Source organism: Oceanobacillus oncorhynchi (assembly GCF_000821065.1).
Taxonomy (GTDB): Bacteria; Bacillota; Bacilli; order Bacillales; family Amphibacillaceae; genus Oceanobacillus; species Oceanobacillus oncorhynchi.
Genome location: NZ_CDGG01000001.1, coordinates 4,325,927 through 4,342,752, shown reverse-complemented (window position 1 = coordinate 4,342,752; position 16,826 = coordinate 4,325,927). Strand labels below are relative to the sequence as shown.

Genomic DNA, 16,826 nt, shown 5'->3' with positions numbered 1-16,826 from the left:
TTTAACAGAAGTTGAAACGAGGAATTGTTCGTAATTAGTAGACTAGGAGGAAACCATAATATGTTAGATTTTGATACAAACATGGAAGAATTAGCAACGATAAAAGTTATTGGAGTTGGCGGCGGCGGTAACAATGCTGTTAACCGTATGATTGAGCATGGCGTAGAAGGTGTCGAATTTATCGCAGTAAACACAGATTCTCAAGCTTTAAATCTTTCGATGGCTGAATCCAAGATACAAATCGGCGGGAAATTAACCCGTGGTCTTGGAGCCGGCGCTAACCCGGAAGTAGGGAAAAAAGCAGCAGAAGAAAGTAAAGAGCAGTTAGAAGAAGTGTTAAAAGGTGCTGATATGGTTTTTGTTACTGCTGGAATGGGCGGCGGTACAGGAACTGGAGCAGCTCCGGTCATTGCACAGGTAGCTAAAGATTTAGGAGCGCTGACAGTTGGTGTTGTTACTCGTCCGTTTTCTTTTGAAGGCAGAAGAAGATCAACACAGGCGATTTCCGGTATCGATACGCTGAAAGGAAGCGTGGATACACTAATTGTTATTCCAAACGATCGACTGCTTGAAATTGTAGATAAAAATACACCGATGCTGGAAGCCTTCCGTGAAGCGGATAATGTGCTTCGTCAAGGTGTACAAGGCATATCCGATTTAATTGCGAAGCCAGGTCTTATTAACGTTGACTTCGCTGACGTGAAAACGATTATGTATGATAAAGGTTCTGCTTTAATGGGTATTGGTATCGCAACTGGCGAAACAAGAGCAACAGAAGCTGCTAAAAAAGCAATTTCTTCCCCGCTGCTGGAGACTTCTATCGATGGAGCGCATGGTATTTTAATGAATATCACAGGCGGTACAAACCTGAGCTTGTATGAAGTGCAGGAAGCAGCTGACTTAGTTACTTCTGCAGCGGACCAAGAAGTAAATGTTATCTTTGGTTCTGTAATTAATGAGAACCTTAATGATGAAATTGTTGTAACTGTCATTGCTACCGGTTTTGATGAAAATGCTCAGCCAAAAGCAGATACGCGTCAAAAACAACAGCGTCCAAATATAGGACAAACCCAGCAGGCTGCTACACAGCAAACAAATGAATCAACTCCTGTCAGGGAAAGAGAAACATCCAATCCATCACCTTCTAAGCCTCGTCCCGAGGAAGATGAGTTAGATATCCCGACTTTCTTGAGAAACCGTAATCGTAATCGATAAAACGAAAAAATACTGTGCTAAGAGAACTCTTTTAGCACAGTATTTTTTTGTTTGAAAATAAGAAAAAAGCATATAAAGACTCGGAGGCAGCTGCAGCGGACATCTGCTCGGCGAGAATACCAGTATTTTAAAGACCAAGTGTTTATCTTACAGGAAAGAAAGTAAAGTTTCCTTGCCCCTCTTTTTTATCAAAAAAAGGAGAGAAAACTCCCTCTTCAAGCGCGTAGAGGTAAGGGGGAGATGAATCTCCTATGCACAAAAGATTGCTTTGGAGTGTCTCAACTGTTCAATATTGAATCGAACAAACGTTCCGAAATCATTCTTCTTCTGATATAATAGACAGGAGGAGGTAAGAAGCCATGAAAGTAAAAAAAGCATTTCGTTTTCGTATCTATCCGAACAAAAAACAAATCACCTTCATCCATAAGACAATCGGCTGCTCCCGCTTTGTCTACAACTATTTTACAGGAAAACAAAAAGAAAAAGACCACTATTGGCATACGGTGAATGAAATGGTACAAAACGGACAGCTTCACGAAAAAATTGCTAATAAAAGAAAAGACATGTTAGATAAAATCTCCACCGAGATAATCAAAAACCACGATATCATCGGAATAGAAGATTTGTCTGTGATAAACATGTTGAAAAATCATAATCTTGCAAAAGCGATTAGCGATGTATCCTGGTCAACGTTACGAACGATGCTGGAATATAAAGCGGCCTGGTATGGAAAGCAGGTTGTTGTAGTTTCGAAAAGCTATCCATCCAGTCAGTTATGTTCTCATTGTGGACACCAAAACAAAGACGTTAAAAATCTTGCTTTGCGTGCATGGACGTGTGATAGCTGTCAATGCCATCATCAAAGAGATATTAACGCAAGCAGGAATCTTCGTAAAGAAGCATTACGAATAACCGCAGGGACTGCGGGGCTAGCCTAATCCATAACTGACCGGTAGGTTGGTGTTCTTAGGAATTCTCCACTTCAAGCAATCGTTAAGTTTGCTAAGTGGGGGTAGTTCAATCCAAAAATCGTTAGACATTATTTCTAAGAATAAGTGTTAAATAGCTTAATTTTGCACACAAGAATTGACAGACTTTTCTCTTTCAATTGTCTATACTTTTCATCATATATTACTTCCTTTCTATGAATTTCATGATCAGCAACGTACGCAGAAGATGATAATCTCTTCTGATTAGCAGCAATTTAGGGGGTGCAACAGAGATTGTCTATTTACTTAGACGTTATTTGGGCATTAAATTTTATGGTAGATTTAATGCTGCTGATGCTCGTACAAATACTTGCCCGGAAACCAGTCAAACGAAGGCGCTTATTTCTTGGTGCATTTATTGCTTCCTGCATTGTTCCACTGACGATTTTGTATCCAAATTCGTTTTTTAACCATGTTGCCGGCAAGCTTCTCTATTCGGTTATTATTATTTTCAGCACATTTGGATTTAAGAGTTTGTATCGCTTTATTAAGCTGACATTCCTCTTTTATTTTGTATCCTTTGCCATTGGAGGAGGGTTAATGGCAATCCATTTTTTCCTGCAGCGTCCGGTGACCGTTTCCCTGGAGGGGATAATCACTTTTAATCAAGGCTATGGCGACCCTGTCAGCTGGATTTTTGTTATCACCTGCTTCCCGATTATTTGGTATTTTACAAAGAGACGAATGGACGAGCACGTTGGAGAACAAGTGAAATATGACGAAATGTACAAGGTGATATTGACAATGAATCATCAGTCTTTTGAATCCATTGGCTATATCGACAGCGGGAATCAGCTTGTCGATCCGTTAACCAGACAACCTGTCGTCATTTGTGATCAGCCGTTTTTAAAGCAATGGTTCGATGATGAAGAGTGGGAGGAGCTGAAAAATGTGAAAGAGCATTTGGATTTCAGCCAGCTGCCAAAGAAATGGGAGGATAAGCTGCATTTGATTCCTTATCAGGGAGTAGATGGTTCGCATTCTTTTATGCTCGCCATTCGTGCTGAGGAACTGACTATCTTTTATAATAAGGAGGTTCTGCAGGCTGCAAATGTATTCATTGGGATTCAATTTGGAGTATTGGAAAGGGATGGGCAATATCATTGCTTGCTGCATCCCCTCATCATTAAGCAATCTATCATACAATCTGCATAAAGGAGTGTGCGTCAAGTGGCTACTTGGAAATTCAAATTAAAATTACGCTGGTATCAATTTCTCAAAAAGATTGGATTAAAGCCAAAGGAAATTTATTATATTGGCGGAAGCGAGGCATTGCCCCCGCCGCTGACAAAGCAGGAAGAACAGGAATTGCTAAAAAAACTGCCTGAAGGAGATAAAGCGGCAAGATCAATGCTGATTGAAAGAAATCTGAGATTAGTTGTTTATATTGCCAGAAAATTTGAAAACACAGGAATTAATATCGAAGACCTGATTAGTATTGGTACGATTGGGCTGATTAAGGCAGTGAACACATTTAATCCAGAAAAAAAGATTAAGCTGGCAACCTATGCTTCCCGCTGTATTGAAAATGAAATCTTAATGTATCTGCGCAGAACGAATAAATTAAAGACAGAGGTTTCCTTTGATGAACCGCTGAATATTGATTGGGACGGCAATGAACTTTTATTGTCGGATGTGCTGGGGACAGAGGAAGATATTATTACAAAAAGTATTGAATCAAATGTGGATAAATCCTTGCTAAAATCAGCATTAGGCAAATTAAATGCACGTGAAAAACAGATTATGGAGCTGCGCTTTGGATTGATTGGCGATGATGAAAAAACGCAAAAAGATGTAGCGGATATGCTCGGAATTTCCCAGTCTTATATTTCCCGTTTAGAGAAGAAAATTATACGTCGATTAAAAAAAGAATTTAATAAAATGGTTTAACTTGATATATCAATTGTTCGCCGCATAGGTTGACTTTTTTTACATGATTTTCCTGCATAAAAACTTTTCCCGGGGAGATACTGTCCTTGAACAGCATCTAAGATTGGGGAGGTTTTCGGGAATGGCAAGACATAAAGTTGAAATATGCGGGGTTGATACATCCAAACTTCCAGTACTTAAAAACGAAGAAATGAAAAAACTATTTATCCGGCTGCAAGAAGAAAATGATATTATTGCCCGGGAAGAATTGGTAAACGGCAATTTACGCCTTGTTCTTAGTGTTATTCAGCGTTTTAATAACCGGGGAGAATATGTCGATGATTTATTTCAGGTCGGTTGTATTGGTTTAATGAAATCAATCGATAATTTTGATTTGTCCCATAATGTACGTTTTTCTACCTATGCTGTTCCGATGATCATCGGTGAAATCAGAAGGTACTTGCGGGATAATAATCCAATTCGTGTATCCAGATCGTTACGTGATATTGCTTACCGGGCTCTGCAGGTCAGGGAACAATTAATCAGTAAAACATCCAAGGACCCATCTCCAGCAGAAATCGCCAAGGAAATGGGAGTGGAACAGGCTGATATTGTCTTTGCGCTGGATGCCATCCAAGACCCTGTTTCGCTTTTTGAACCAATTTACAATGATGGCGGCGATCCGATTTTTGTCATGGATCAGCTGAGCGATGAAAAAGATAAAGATTCCTCCTGGGTTGATAAGCTATCACTAAAAGAAGGAATGCACAGATTGAATGCTAGAGAAAAGATGATATTAAATAAACGCTTTTTTCAAGGGAAAACACAAATGGAAGTGGCGGATGAGATTGGCATATCCCAAGCACAAGTGTCCAGACTTGAAAAAGGAGCTATCCATCAGATGAATAAGCAAATGTTTGAATAAGGAATTAAAAGCCTTGTCCCCGCGGCAAGGCTTTTTGCATGCAAAAATAACTGTTTCCTTTTTATTTTCCATGAAAAAAAGCATGTTCCAATGCATAGGATAAGAAGAGGAGGGAGCTGGCATGGTGAAACTATCTGAACTGCAAATAAAAGAATTGATTGTAATGGATGATGGAACAAGGTTAGGGCATATCATTGACTTAGAGATAGATGGAAGAACCGGAAGAATCATTGCAATTATTGCGGAAGCCAAAGGGAAAAAATCAGGCATGTTTGCGAAAGCAGGCGAGCTTTTTATCGCCTGGGAAAAAATTGTTCGGATTGGGGAAGATGTTATTTTAGTCGAGAAAGTAAAAGGGCCGGATCTTTATACCGAAGATTAAGAAGAAATTATCGATATAATGTGTTAAAATAAGACACAAATTTGAATTTAAGATAATGTTCAATAGGAGAAATTATAGGGAAAAGAGGGAAAAACATGGAGCCATTTCAGCTTAAAAGTGAGACAAGACTTCATTTATCTTCATTGGAGGAAGAAATTCCAGGTCTGGTAGCAGGCTTTACAACAAAAAATGGCGGTGTAAGTAAGGGGGCTTATAAGCAATTAAATATGGGGCTCCATGTATTGGACGACGAGAATAAGGTGCTGGAAAATCGGCGGATTCTGAGCAAGGAATTAAATATTCCCCTGAACCGCTGGGTTTGCGGTGAACAAGTACATGGAACAAGCATCCATTTTACAGGGGAAGAAGATGCGGGAAAGGGCAGTATTTCCTTTGATTCCGGTATATCCGGCGTCGATGGATTAATTATCAATGAGGCGGATTCTCTCCTCGGCACGGCTTTTTTCGCAGACTGTGTTCCATTATTTTTTGCAGACCCGACCAAAAGAATAGCGGGTATTGCTCACGCCGGCTGGAAAGGAACAGTCGGTCAGATCGCCCGGGAAATGGTACAGAAATTGAAAGAAGCCGGTGCCTCTATAGAGAATCTGAAAGTTGTGATAGGCCCGAGTATTTCCAAAGAAAACTACGTTGTTGACGATGTTGTTTTATCACATCTAACTGGTGAACAGAAACAAAAATTTACGAAAGAAATATCGCCAAATCAATATTTCATCGATTTAAAAGAGCTTAATGTCGATATCCTTGTACAATCTGGCGTCTTTCGTCATAATATAGAGGTAACAAAATATTGTACATTACAAGATGAGAGGCTATTCTTTTCTCATCGGCGCGATAATGGAAAAACAGGAAGAATGCTCGCGTTTATCGGATTTGAGAAACAGAAGAAGTAATGGAGGATAAGAATGGTTGCAGTAAAAGAAAATCTAATGGAAATTCAAGCAGATATCGAGCAGGTTGCAAGGAGAGCAGGCAGAAATAAAGAAGATATTAATATTATCGCAGTGACGAAATATGTTACAATAGAACGAGCTAAAGAAGCATTATCTGCCGGGATAGTTCATCTGGGTGAAAATAGAAATGAAGGATTTTTAGCGAAATTTGAAGAGATCAGGGACAGTGCCACTTGGCATTTCATTGGCTCCCTGCAATCCAGAAAAGTAAAAGATATGATACATCATATTGATTATATTCATTCACTAGACAGAAAATCTTTGGCGAAAGAGATTAATAAGCGGGCAGAAAAAACAGTGCCCTGCTTTGTTCAAGTCAATGTGAGCGGAGAAGAATCGAAACACGGATTAGATGAAGGAGAAGTTGAATCGTTTATTAAAGATTTAGCGGCATTTGAGCATATACAGGTGGCAGGTTTAATGACGATGGCTCCGCATGTCGATAATCCGGAAGAAACCCGGCCGCTGTTTAGAAAATTGCGTTTGCTGAGAGACCGTATAAAGGGGCTTGGTTTAGACTATGCACCATGTGAATACCTGTCTATGGGAATGAGCAATGATTATGAAATTGCTGTAGAAGAAGGTGCAACACATATTCGGATAGGTACCAAGCTGGTCGGCAGCGAATTATAAAGTGAGGTGCAGTAAATGAGCTTTAAAAAGAAGCTTAAAAATTATTTCACGATGGACGATGAATATGAGTATGAATATGCCGAGGAAGAACAAAAAGAAGAAATACCCCAGGTTCAGGAAAAAACAGCAGGAAGCAAAAATGTTGTGAACCTTTCCAGTATACAAAATACGAATTCAAAGGTTGTATTAGCTGAGCCGAGAAATTATAATGAAGCTCAGGACATCGCAGATAATATTGTTAACAGACGAGCTGTAATCATTAATCTGCAGCGTGTGGATCGTCAGCAGGCAAAGCGGATCGTTGATTTTCTGAGCGGAACGGTTTATGCCGTAAAAGGAGATATTCAAAAATTAGGATCAGAAACATTCCTGTGTACGCCGGATAATGTAGAAGTATCCGGCAGTATTTCTGAAATGTTATATGAGCAGGAAGATTATGATAAAGGATGGTAGCAGGAGATGTTGGCACAAATCGTTTCACTAATAAGCTTTGGTTTAAACATTTATAGCTTTGCACTAATCGTGTATATTTTTATGTCCTGGTTCCCTGGAGCCAGAGAATCTCAATTTGGAGAATTACTCGGAAAAATTTGTGAGCCTTACTTAGAAATTTTCCGTAAGTTTATTCCGCCGCTTGGTATGATTGATTTTTCTCCAATTGTTGCGATATTATTATTGCATTTTGCAAGAATGGGATTTATCCAATTTGCAATGATGCTTTAGGCTTGAAGGAAAGGAATGACCATGGAAGTTTATCAGCATTTTCGAAAAGAAGAACAGCCATTTATTGATCAGGTTCTTTCATGGAAAGACCAGGTGGAGCGATCGTATATTCCAAAATTGACTGATTTTTTGGATCCGCGCGAACAAGAAATCGTGCAGATGCTGTTAGGCACTAATCACGACGAGCTTCAGGCAGCTGCTTTTGGCGGATCCGAGTACAGTGAACGAAAAAGAATGGTGATTGCTCCTATTTATGAAAGCATTACAGAAGATATGTTTCAAGTAGAGCTGCTGGAGGCATCTTACCCGGAGAAATTTGTAAGTCTGGAGCATCGGGATGTAATGGGTGCTTTTTTATCACAGGGTGTGAAGCGAAAAAAATTAGGAGATATTACAGCAGCAGATGGGAAAATTCATTTACTTGCAGCGGGAGAGGTCGTCCCTTTTATCAAGATGAATTTAACATCTATTAAGAAATCTCGTATATCTTTCAAAGAACAGCCGCTCACTTCGCTGGTTACAGAAAAAAAAGCCTGGAAAGAATATGATAAAACTATTTCTTCCCTGCGTTTAGATACAGTTGTTAAAGAAATATATGGTGTCTCCCGAAAAGACGCTGCTGCTTTGATTCAAAAACTGCTCGTAAAGGTAAATTACCGGGTAGTAGATGATGTGAAATTCCAATTACAAGAAGGGGACATGCTCTCTGTACGCGGAAAAGGCAGAAGTAAAATTACAGCGATACGCGGGAGAACCAAGAAAAATAAAATCAAAATGACGGCGGCAATTTTGCAATAAATGCTGGAAATTTAGCTGGAATTATTGAATAATAAAGAGAGAAATCGGAAGCTCAAGCAAGCACCGATTAGGGAGGTGGAGATGGTGGCACTATCACCATTAGATATTCATAATAAAGAGTTTGCAAGAGGATGGAAAGGCTATGACGTGGATGAAGTAAATAAATTTCTTGATCAAGTGATGAAGGATTATGAAATTGTTATACGTGAAAGAGATGAACTGGATCAAAAAGCGAAAGAGCTTCAGGAACGATTAGGACACTTTACGAACATTGAAGAAACATTAAATAAATCTATTCTGGTTGCTCAGGAAACAGCAGAAGATATTAAAGGCAGTGCGCAAAAAGAAGCAAAATTAATTGTGAAAGAAGCAGAAAAAAATGCTGACCGTATTGTCAACGAAGCATTAAGTAAAGCGCGTAAAATATCCCTTGATGTGGAAGAGTTGAAAAAGCAGGCAAAAGTATTTCGATCAAGAATGCGCATGCTTGTGCAGGCTCAATTAGAAATGCTCGGTACAGATGATTGGGAAGAATTATTTGATACTGAAGTGGATGAAGATTTAGAATTGATGGAGCATGAATCTTAAAGGCTTGACTTAGGCTTGTATATTACATATAATTCATACAAGTATCATGTTTTTTGACATTTAATTTATGCTAAAAATTTCATAATCACTATCGTTATACAATGAAAGAGAAAGTATAGAAGATGACTCTGTGTAAGCGAGTCAGGGGCGGTGGAAGCCTGATACAGAAGTCTTTTAGAAAATCACTCTGGAGTAGCTATTATGAAAATAATGTAGTAATAGCCGGCTGTCCACGTTACGGATTTCGAGTGAATTTAATGCCGTGCATTAAATTTATAAGGGTGGTACCGCGAGTCTTCTCGTCCCTTTAGGGATTAGAGGACTCTTTTTGTATATAAAAATTTAATCTACGATGTGTCATGAAAATAACAGGAGGGAATATCTTGGAATATAAACAAACATTATTAATGCCGAAAACAGCTTTTCCAATGCGTGGAAATCTTCCAAATAAAGAGCCGGAGCGCCAACAGAAATGGGAAGAAAGTGAACAATATCAAAAAAACTTAGAACGTACAAAGGACAGAGCCTTATTTATTTTACATGATGGACCGCCTTATGCGAATGGAGATATCCATATCGGTCATGCACTGAATAAAATCTTAAAGGATTTTATTGTCCGTTATAAGTCCATGACAGGCTATTATGCACCATATGTTCCAGGCTGGGATACACACGGGTTGCCGATTGAAACAGCATTAGCGAAAAAGAAAGTAAAAAGGAAAGAAATGTCTGTTGCAGAATTCCGCAAGCTTTGTGAAGAATATGCACTTGGACAAATTGAGAGCCAGCGTACACAATTTAAAAAATTAGGTGTACGTGGTGATTGGGATAATCCATATATCACCTTAACGAAGGATTATGAAGCTTCTCAAATTAAGGTGTTTGGAGAAATGGCACGAAAAGGCTATATTTATAAAGGACTTAAGCCGGTATATTGGTCTCCGTCTTCTGAATCTGCCCTTGCAGAAGCAGAAATCGAATATCAAGATAAACGCTCTCCATCTATCTATGTTTCCTTCGAAGTAACGGATGGAAAAGATGTGCTTGACGGCGGCGAGAAGATTATTATCTGGACGACAACTCCTTGGACGCTTCCAGCGAACTTAGGAATCAGCTTACATCCTGATTTAAGCTATGTAGTAGCACAAGTAAATGATGAAAAATATGTCATTGCAGAAGCTTTATTAGAAGATGTGAAAGAAGTATTAGGCTGGGAAGATGTAACGGTTGTGAAGAAATTCAAAGGGCAGGAAGCGGATCGTGTAGAAGCACAGCATCCATTTTACAATCGTAAATCCCTTGTTATGCTTGGAGAACATGTTACAACTGATGCGGGGACTGGATGTGTTCATACAGCTCCTGGTCACGGAGAAGATGACTTCTATGTTTGCCGCAGATATGGAATCGATGCATTTTGCCCAGTGGATGAAAAGGGTGTCTTTACGAGTGAAGCGCCAGGATTTGAAGGTTTATTTTACGATGCAGCAAATAAAGTTATCACAGAACAATTGGATGAGAATGGCGCCTTATTAAAATTAGAATTTATCACACACTCTTATCCGCATGACTGGAGAACAAAGAAACCAACTATCTTCCGTGCAACTTCCCAGTGGTTTGCATCTATTAAAGATTTCCGTCAGGATATTCTTGATGAAATTAAAAAAGTGCATTGGTATCCGCATTGGGGAGAAACAAGACTTTATAATATGGTGAGAGACCGTGAGGATTGGTGTATTTCCAGACAGCGTGCCTGGGGAGTTCCGATTCCAGTATTTTATGGGGAAGACGGAACAGCAATCATTACAGATGAAACGATTTCGCATGTATCCGAACTCTTCCGTGAGCATGGTTCCAATGTCTGGTTTGAAAGAGAAGCGAAGGATTTATTGCCGGATGGATTTACATCAGAGCATAGTCCAAATGGCAAGTTTACTAAAGAAGTCGATATTATGGATGTTTGGTTCGATTCAGGCTCCTCACATGAAGGTGTACTGATGAACCGGGAAGAACTTGATCGTCCGGCTGATGTATATTTAGAAGGAAGTGATCAGTATCGCGGCTGGTTTAACTCTTCATTATCTACTTCCGTCGCAGTAACGGGTAAAGCGCCATTTAAAAATATTATCAGTCATGGGTTCGCCCTGGATGGAAATGGCCGCAAGATGAGTAAGTCATTAGGAAATACGGTTGATCCGTCCAAAGTACAAAAACAATTAGGTGCTGATATTTTGCGTCTGTGGGTTTCCAGCGTGGATTATCAGGCAGATGTGCGTATCTCGGATGCTATTTTAAAACAGACTTCAGAAAGCTATCGTAAAATCCGGAATACCTTCCGTTTCTTACTGGCGAACCTTGCTGATTTTGATCCTAGCAAAGATCGCGTGAAGGATGAAGAATTGCAGGAAGTAGACCGTTATATGCTTTATCGTCTGCAGCAGATCTTAAATAATGCACGTGATAATTATGAGCACTTTGAATTTGCACCAGTAATCAGCCAAGTCCATAATTTCTGTGCTGTTGATTTAAGCTCCTTCTATTTAGATTTTGCGAAGGATATCCTGTATATTGAAGCTGCAGACCACCCGCGCCGCCGCAGTCTTCAAACAGGCTACTATGAAATTTTAACAACACTTGTGAAATTGCTTGCTCCAATTATTCCGCATACAACGGAAGAAGTTTGGGAATACATTCCTGGAGTGGAGGAAGAAACGGTTCACTTAACAGATATTCCTGAGCCGCGGGAGGTTGCAGGTGCAAAAGACATTGTCGGAAAATGGGATCACTTTATGGAAGTAAGAGATGATGTTCTGAAAGCACTCGAAGAAGCAAGAAGCGAAAAGGTTATCGGGAAATCATTGGAAGCTAAAATTACAATCGTGCCACTTGATGAAGAAACGAAGCAGGTGCTTGAAAACATTTCGCATCTGCATCAATACTTTATTGTTTCAGAAGCAGTTATCGCAGATGAAAAAGGAACAGGCAAAGCATATGATTATGTTGAGGTTGCTGTTGAAAAACATCCTGGAGAAACGTGTGAACGCTGCTGGGTTGTTTCAGAAACAGTAGGCGAAGACAAAGATCATCCAACACTATGTGCTAGATGTGCCAGTGTTGTCAAAGAAAATTATGAGAATTAAAAAACAGGAGCCAGCTTTCTCAAAAGCTGGCTCCTGTTTTTACATATCTGCAAATTGTAAATGCTAATTATTGTATTTTTTCTTTACAATTATAAAAATTACCAGTAGACTTAATTTGTAAACTGAATAAGTATTATGCACTGGGGGAGCTGTTAAGCTGAGAAAGACATTCTGTATTGACCCTTGGCACCCGAACTAGATAATCCTAGCGTGGGGAATGTGCAGTCGTTAAGGAATTAGATAATTTATCCATTTATCAATAAATCTATCAAAGGCTGCATTCTATGGAATGGGCTCTTTTTTTATTGAATATATTCCCCATTTCGCTTGTATCTTTTAAGCTTGATGATCAGGAAGGGCCGCTAAGAAGCTTGGCATAACAGGGAGCAGCTCCTGCAACAAGTAATTTGTTCATTGGAGGTGACGAAATTGAAGAAACAGTGGGCGTTTATCGATACAGGATTCCGTGGTGCTGCATGGAACATGGCTTTTGATGAGTGCTTGATCAATTGGCATCAAGAAGGTAAAATTCCGCCGACATTACGTTTTTATGGCTGGGAAAAGCCCAGTTTATCGATTGGCTACTTTCAAAAAGTCGATAAGAAAATTGATCTGGAAGCAGTGGAGCGCCATCAGTGTCAGTTCGTCCGTCGTTTAACCGGCGGCAGTGCTGTGCTTCATGACGATGAATTAACGTATAGTCTGGTTATTACAGAGAGTGATCCAGATATTCCTGTATCTGTACAAGAGGCCTACCATGTACTGGCAGAAGGAATATTTGAAGGATATCGCAATTTAGGGATTCCTGCAGAATATGCAACACTGGACAGAGAAAGTGCCAGAGGAAGGACAGCAATATGCTTCGAAAAACCTGCGTTCTATGAAATGGTTGTTGACGGTAAAAAGCTTTCTGGAAACGCACAGACAAGGAAAAAAGGTGTATTGATGCAGCATGGTTCTATTCCTATGAGCATGAATACAAACATGCTTTTTGATTTATTTGTATTCTCTTCCGAAAAAATAAGAGAACGAAGCCGGGCAGCATTTTCTAAAAAAGCGGTGACGATTAATCAATTAACGAATCGAGAGCATCGGTATGATATGCTGACGGATGCATTCAAAGAAGGGTTCAAGGAAGGTTTAGGTTTAGAATTTCATCCTCTGCAATTAACCAAGGCTGAGTGGGATGAAGTAGAGCAATTAGCACAATCAAAGTATGAAACGGAAGCGTGGAATATCAACTCAAACAAGGAGCGTGCTGGCATTGGCTAAACAATCAGAATATATTCGTAAACCAGAATGGCTGAAAACAAAAATCAACACCAATGAATCATACAAAAAATTAAAGAACTTAATGCGGGATAAACGGCTGAACACAGTTTGTGAGGAAGCAAAGTGTCCGAATATTTATGAATGCTGGAGCGAGCGAAAAACGGCAACTTTCATGATTTTAGGAGATACCTGTACACGCGGCTGCCGATTCTGTGCCGTAAAAACTGGTCTTCCAAGCGGAGTTGACCTGGGAGAACCAAAGCGGGTCGCTGACTCTGTTGAAATTATGGGATTAAAGCATGTCGTTATAACAGCAGTTGCGCGTGATGACCTGGAGGACGGGGGAGCTGCTGTTTTTGCCAACACAGTCCGTGCAGTTCGTCATCAGAATCCAGGCTGTACAATAGAAGTTCTCCCTTCGGATATGAAAGGGGACTATGAAAGCTTACATACACTGATGGACAGCGAACCGGATATTTTCAATCATAATATTGAAACGGTGAGACGTTTAACGAAACGTGTTCGGGCAATTGCAAGATATGACCGGTCCTTGCAGCTGTTACAGCGTGTTAAAGAAATTGCTCCGGACACTCCTGTGAAATCAAGTATTATGGTAGGCTTGGGAGAAACAAAAGAAGAACTTATCGAGGCAATGGATGACCTGCGGGCGCATGATGTGGATATAGTTACTATCGGGCAATATTTACAGCCGACCAAAAAGCATTTAAATGTGGAACGGTACTATCATCCCGATGAGTTTGAAGAATTGAAAAATATCGCCCTTGAAAAAGGCTTCTCGCATTGTGAAGCTGGACCGTTAGTACGCTCCTCCTACCACGCGGATGAACAAGTAAGCCAGTCAGCCGCCCAAAGGCGAATTAAATATATGAAAGGCTATGAGTCACAGGAAGATACAAAGGTTGATTTTCAATTTTAAATGATATATTTTCTGATAATATTCCTCTCTGCCCGTTTATAAAACGGCCGGAGGGGATTTTTTATATGCTCATATGCTTACGAACCGATGAATGCAGCTGTCAGAAAGAAGGAAAGCCGTATTGTTTCTTGAAAATTACCAGCAGAAAGGATAAGATAAAGAAAGCTTGGTAAACGAACCCTGAAAAGGCGCAGATTTGCTTTAGATTGGAGAAATGAACATGTGGAGATATTATCTGATTACACTTGTCCTGATTGGGATAGACCAATGGACAAAATGGCTTGTTGCTGCACGAATGGAAATAGGTGAATCAATCCCGATTGTGGAGGACTTCTTTTATATTACCTCACATCGGAATTCAGGAGCAGCATGGGGTATTTTAGAAGGACAAATGACGTTATTTTACATTATTACGGTTATTGTGATTGCCGGGTTAATATACTTTTTACATACACATGGAAAACAGGACCGCCTGATTGCTGTCGGGGTCAGTGTATTGATTGGAGGGGCGGTCGGGAATTTCATCGACCGTATTTTATATCAAGAAGTAGTAGACTTTGCAAACTTCTATATTTTTAATTATAATTTTCCGATATTCAACGTCGCAGATGCATCTCTTACAATTGGTGTGGTGATTGTGATGATTGCAATTATTTTGGACGAGAGAAAGCGGGGGAAAGAGAAAAAATGACAGTAAACCAGCATACAGTGACAGAAACAGAGCATAAAAAAAGAGTGGATAAAATACTGGCGGATGTGCTGCATGAATATTCGCGTTCTCAAATTCAGGGCTGGATTGAAGAAGGCAATGTCAAGCTGAATGGAGAAGCAGTGAAAGCAAATCAAAAATGCCAAACCGGAGAAAGCCTTACATGGGAAATACCTGAAACCAAACCGCTTGTTTTAGAACCGGAAAATATTCCTTTAGATATCGTTTATGAAGATGAGGACCTGCTGGTGGTGAATAAAGCAAAAGGGATGGTTGTCCATCCTTCTGCAGGTCATCATACCGGGACATTGGTCCATGCGTTATTATATCATTGCACTGATTTATCAGGAATTAACGGTGTGGAGCGCCCCGGGATTGTCCACCGTCTCGATATGGATACGAGCGGACTTTTAGTTGTTGCGAAGAATGACTACGCCCATCAGTATCTATCAGAGCAGCTGCAGGAAAAGACATTAAAAAGAACGTATGAAGCAATTGTTCATGGAGAAATTGGCCATGAGACCGGGTTAATCGATGCACCGATCGGCAGAGATCCGAAAGACCGTCAAAAAATGGGGATCGTTGAAAACGGCAAACAGGCGGTTACTCATTTTCGCGTGCTCGAACGTTTCCCTGACTATACGCATGTGGAATGCCAATTAGAGACTGGCAGAACACATCAAATTCGTGTGCATATGCAATATATTGGTTTTCCGATTGTAGGCGACCCCAAATACGGTCAGCGGAAATCGTTAGATGTCCAAGGGCAGGCTCTGCACGCGAAGCAAATTGCTTTTATCCATCCGAGGACAGAGCAGCAGATGGAATTTGAAGCAACACCGCCTGATGTCTTCATGGAAGCACTCGACCAAATCCGCAAAATGTATTGACAGGCTCGTCATATTCTGACATAATAAGTAACAACAAATAAAGACCTTTAACAATAGTCCTGTGAGGCTAGGAAGGCTGCGATTAGCAAGTTTGCTTACGGTACACGTATGCCCTTTTCCATCAGCAGGAAAAGGGCATTTTTATGCAATTTGGAAGGGGCGGGCTAATTTGAAGAAAAAAACAGAGATTCTTGATGCTGCAGCGATAAATAGAGCATTGACCAGGATGTCCCATGAAATCCTGGAAAAGAACAAAGGCGGAGAGAACCTTGTTTTAATTGGAATCAAAACAAGAGGCGTTCCACTGGCGAAAAACATTCAAGAAAAAATCAAGCAAATTGAAGACATCGAAGTTCCGTTTGGCGAATTAGATATTACCATGTACCGGGATGATTTGGAAAAAAAGGATCATCACGAAGAACCGCGAATCAACTCGGTTTCTATTGATATGGACATAACGAACAAACAGGTCATTCTGATTGACGATGTTCTTTATACAGGCAGAACTGTCCGTGCGGCAATGGATGCTGTAATGGATGTCGGCAGACCGGCGGCGATTCAGCTTGGGGCTTTGGTAGACCGCGGGCACCGCGAGCTGCCTATTCGGGCTGACTATGTTGGCAAGAATATACCTACTTCTGAGCAAGAAATTGTTGTTGTTCAGCTGAGTGAAAAAGATCAAGTAGATCTTGTTTCTATTTATGAAAAGAATACATGATAACTTTTAATCAGATCCAGAGAGATTTGAAAGGTTGTTCAGAATAGCGAATGCTTATAGGGTATTC

At 40.2% G+C, this 16,826-nt stretch carries 18 protein-coding genes, 1 riboswitch and 1 other annotated feature; all 18 genes read left to right on the top strand.

Annotated features, from left to right (window positions below; all coding sequences use genetic code 11):
• Window positions 1–60: 60 nt before the first annotated feature.
• The 18 genes from ftsZ to pyrR all read left to right on the top strand — a co-directional run bounded on the left by ftsZ (window position 61) and on the right by pyrR (window position 16,759).
• Window positions 61–1,215, top strand: coding sequence for a cell division protein FtsZ (ftsZ, locus tag BN997_RS20820; protein WP_042535178.1), 1,155 nt, complete (start codon window positions 61–63; stop codon window positions 1,213–1,215).
• A gap of 359 nt (window positions 1,216–1,574) precedes the next feature.
• Window positions 1,575–2,153, top strand: a complete 579-nt coding sequence (locus BN997_RS20815) for an RNA-guided endonuclease TnpB family protein (RefSeq protein ID WP_084613002.1) — start codon at window positions 1,575–1,577, stop codon at window positions 2,151–2,153.
• A 285-nt stretch (window positions 2,154–2,438) separates the two neighbouring features.
• Entirely contained in the window at window positions 2,439–3,359 is a 921-nt protein-coding gene (spoIIGA, locus tag BN997_RS20810) for a sigma-E processing peptidase SpoIIGA (protein ID WP_042535177.1), read from the top strand.
• A 15-nt stretch (window positions 3,360–3,374) separates the two neighbouring features.
• Entirely contained in the window at window positions 3,375–4,094 is a 720-nt protein-coding gene (gene sigE, locus BN997_RS20805) for an RNA polymerase sporulation sigma factor SigE (RefSeq protein ID WP_042535175.1), read from the top strand.
• A gap of 121 nt (window positions 4,095–4,215) precedes the next feature.
• The gene (gene sigG / locus BN997_RS20800; RefSeq protein ID WP_042535173.1) at window positions 4,216–4,998 is read left to right on the top strand and encodes an RNA polymerase sporulation sigma factor SigG; all 783 of its coding nucleotides are present in this window, start codon (window positions 4,216–4,218) and stop codon (window positions 4,996–4,998) included.
• Window positions 4,999–5,119: 121 nt separating this feature from the next.
• Window positions 5,120–5,380: a YlmC/YmxH family sporulation protein gene (locus BN997_RS20795; protein WP_040979961.1), complete on the top strand. Its 261-nt coding sequence runs from the start codon at window positions 5,120–5,122 to the stop codon at window positions 5,378–5,380.
• A 95-nt stretch (window positions 5,381–5,475) separates the two neighbouring features.
• Window positions 5,476–6,294, top strand: a complete 819-nt coding sequence (pgeF, locus tag BN997_RS20790; protein ID WP_042535171.1) for a peptidoglycan editing factor PgeF — start codon at window positions 5,476–5,478, stop codon at window positions 6,292–6,294.
• Between the two features lie 12 nt (window positions 6,295–6,306).
• Entirely contained in the window at window positions 6,307–6,987 is a 681-nt protein-coding gene (locus BN997_RS20785; RefSeq protein WP_042535169.1) for a YggS family pyridoxal phosphate-dependent enzyme, read from the top strand.
• 15 nt (window positions 6,988–7,002) lie between these two features.
• Window positions 7,003–7,440, top strand: a complete 438-nt coding sequence (locus BN997_RS20780; protein ID WP_042535167.1) for a cell division protein SepF — start codon at window positions 7,003–7,005, stop codon at window positions 7,438–7,440.
• 9 nt (window positions 7,441–7,449) lie between these two features.
• Window positions 7,450–7,710, top strand: coding sequence for a YggT family protein (locus BN997_RS20775; RefSeq protein ID WP_374705734.1), 261 nt, complete (start codon window positions 7,450–7,452; stop codon window positions 7,708–7,710).
• Between the two features lie 21 nt (window positions 7,711–7,731).
• Window positions 7,732–8,508 carry a YlmH family RNA-binding protein gene (locus BN997_RS20770; RefSeq protein WP_042536345.1) on the top strand — a complete coding sequence of 259 codons (777 nt, stop codon included), beginning with the start codon at window positions 7,732–7,734 and terminating at the stop codon, window positions 8,506–8,508.
• Between the two features lie 84 nt (window positions 8,509–8,592).
• Window positions 8,593–9,096 carry a DivIVA domain-containing protein gene (locus BN997_RS20765; protein WP_042536343.1) on the top strand — a complete coding sequence of 168 codons (504 nt, stop codon included), beginning with the start codon at window positions 8,593–8,595 and terminating at the stop codon, window positions 9,094–9,096.
• A 92-nt stretch (window positions 9,097–9,188) separates the two neighbouring features.
• Window positions 9,189–9,406: a binding site (T-box leader), on the top strand.
• A 73-nt stretch (window positions 9,407–9,479) separates the two neighbouring features.
• Complete coding sequence (gene ileS / locus BN997_RS20760; RefSeq protein ID WP_042535163.1) at window positions 9,480–12,233, top strand: isoleucine--tRNA ligase; 2,754 nt, start codon at window positions 9,480–9,482, stop codon at window positions 12,231–12,233.
• A gap of 132 nt (window positions 12,234–12,365) precedes the next feature.
• A riboswitch (TPP riboswitch) is annotated at window positions 12,366–12,468 on the top strand.
• A gap of 194 nt (window positions 12,469–12,662) precedes the next feature.
• Window positions 12,663–13,505: a lipoate--protein ligase family protein gene (locus BN997_RS20755; protein ID WP_175297072.1), complete on the top strand. Its 843-nt coding sequence runs from the start codon at window positions 12,663–12,665 to the stop codon at window positions 13,503–13,505.
• Window positions 13,498–14,442, top strand: coding sequence for a lipoyl synthase (gene lipA / locus BN997_RS20750; protein ID WP_042535161.1), 945 nt, complete (start codon window positions 13,498–13,500; stop codon window positions 14,440–14,442). Before BN997_RS20755 ends, lipA begins: the two co-directional genes overlap by 8 nt.
• 220 nt (window positions 14,443–14,662) lie before the next feature.
• Complete coding sequence (lspA, locus tag BN997_RS20745) at window positions 14,663–15,133, top strand: signal peptidase II (RefSeq protein ID WP_042535158.1); 471 nt, start codon at window positions 14,663–14,665, stop codon at window positions 15,131–15,133.
• Window positions 15,130–16,041, top strand: a complete 912-nt coding sequence (locus BN997_RS20740; RefSeq protein ID WP_042535156.1) for an RluA family pseudouridine synthase — start codon at window positions 15,130–15,132, stop codon at window positions 16,039–16,041. Before lspA ends, BN997_RS20740 begins: the two co-directional genes overlap by 4 nt.
• 169 nt (window positions 16,042–16,210) lie before the next feature.
• On the top strand, window positions 16,211–16,759 hold the full coding sequence (pyrR, locus tag BN997_RS20735) for a bifunctional pyr operon transcriptional regulator/uracil phosphoribosyltransferase PyrR (protein WP_042535154.1): 549 nt from the start codon (window positions 16,211–16,213) through the stop codon (window positions 16,757–16,759).
• Window positions 16,760–16,826: the final 67 nt, after the last annotated feature.

Excerpts from the sequence above, each read along its gene's own strand:
- ftsZ (WP_042535178.1), top strand. The coding sequence starts at position 61 with ATGTTAGATTTTGATACAAACATGGAAGAATTAGCAACGATAAAAGTT.
- BN997_RS20815 (WP_084613002.1), top strand. The coding sequence starts at position 1,575 with ATGAAAGTAAAAAAAGCATTTCGTTTTCGTATCTATCCGAACAAAAAA.
- sigG (WP_042535173.1), top strand. The coding sequence starts at position 4,216 with ATGGCAAGACATAAAGTTGAAATATGCGGGGTTGATACATCCAAACTT.
- BN997_RS20795 (WP_040979961.1), top strand. The coding sequence starts at position 5,120 with ATGGTGAAACTATCTGAACTGCAAATAAAAGAATTGATTGTAATGGAT.
- pgeF (WP_042535171.1), top strand. The coding sequence starts at position 5,476 with ATGGAGCCATTTCAGCTTAAAAGTGAGACAAGACTTCATTTATCTTCA.
- BN997_RS20785 (WP_042535169.1), top strand. The coding sequence starts at position 6,307 with ATGGTTGCAGTAAAAGAAAATCTAATGGAAATTCAAGCAGATATCGAG.
- BN997_RS20780 (WP_042535167.1), top strand. The coding sequence starts at position 7,003 with ATGAGCTTTAAAAAGAAGCTTAAAAATTATTTCACGATGGACGATGAA.
- BN997_RS20770 (WP_042536345.1), top strand. The coding sequence starts at position 7,732 with ATGGAAGTTTATCAGCATTTTCGAAAAGAAGAACAGCCATTTATTGAT.
- lspA (WP_042535158.1), top strand. The coding sequence starts at position 14,663 with ATGTGGAGATATTATCTGATTACACTTGTCCTGATTGGGATAGACCAA.
- BN997_RS20740 (WP_042535156.1), top strand. The coding sequence starts at position 15,130 with ATGACAGTAAACCAGCATACAGTGACAGAAACAGAGCATAAAAAAAGA.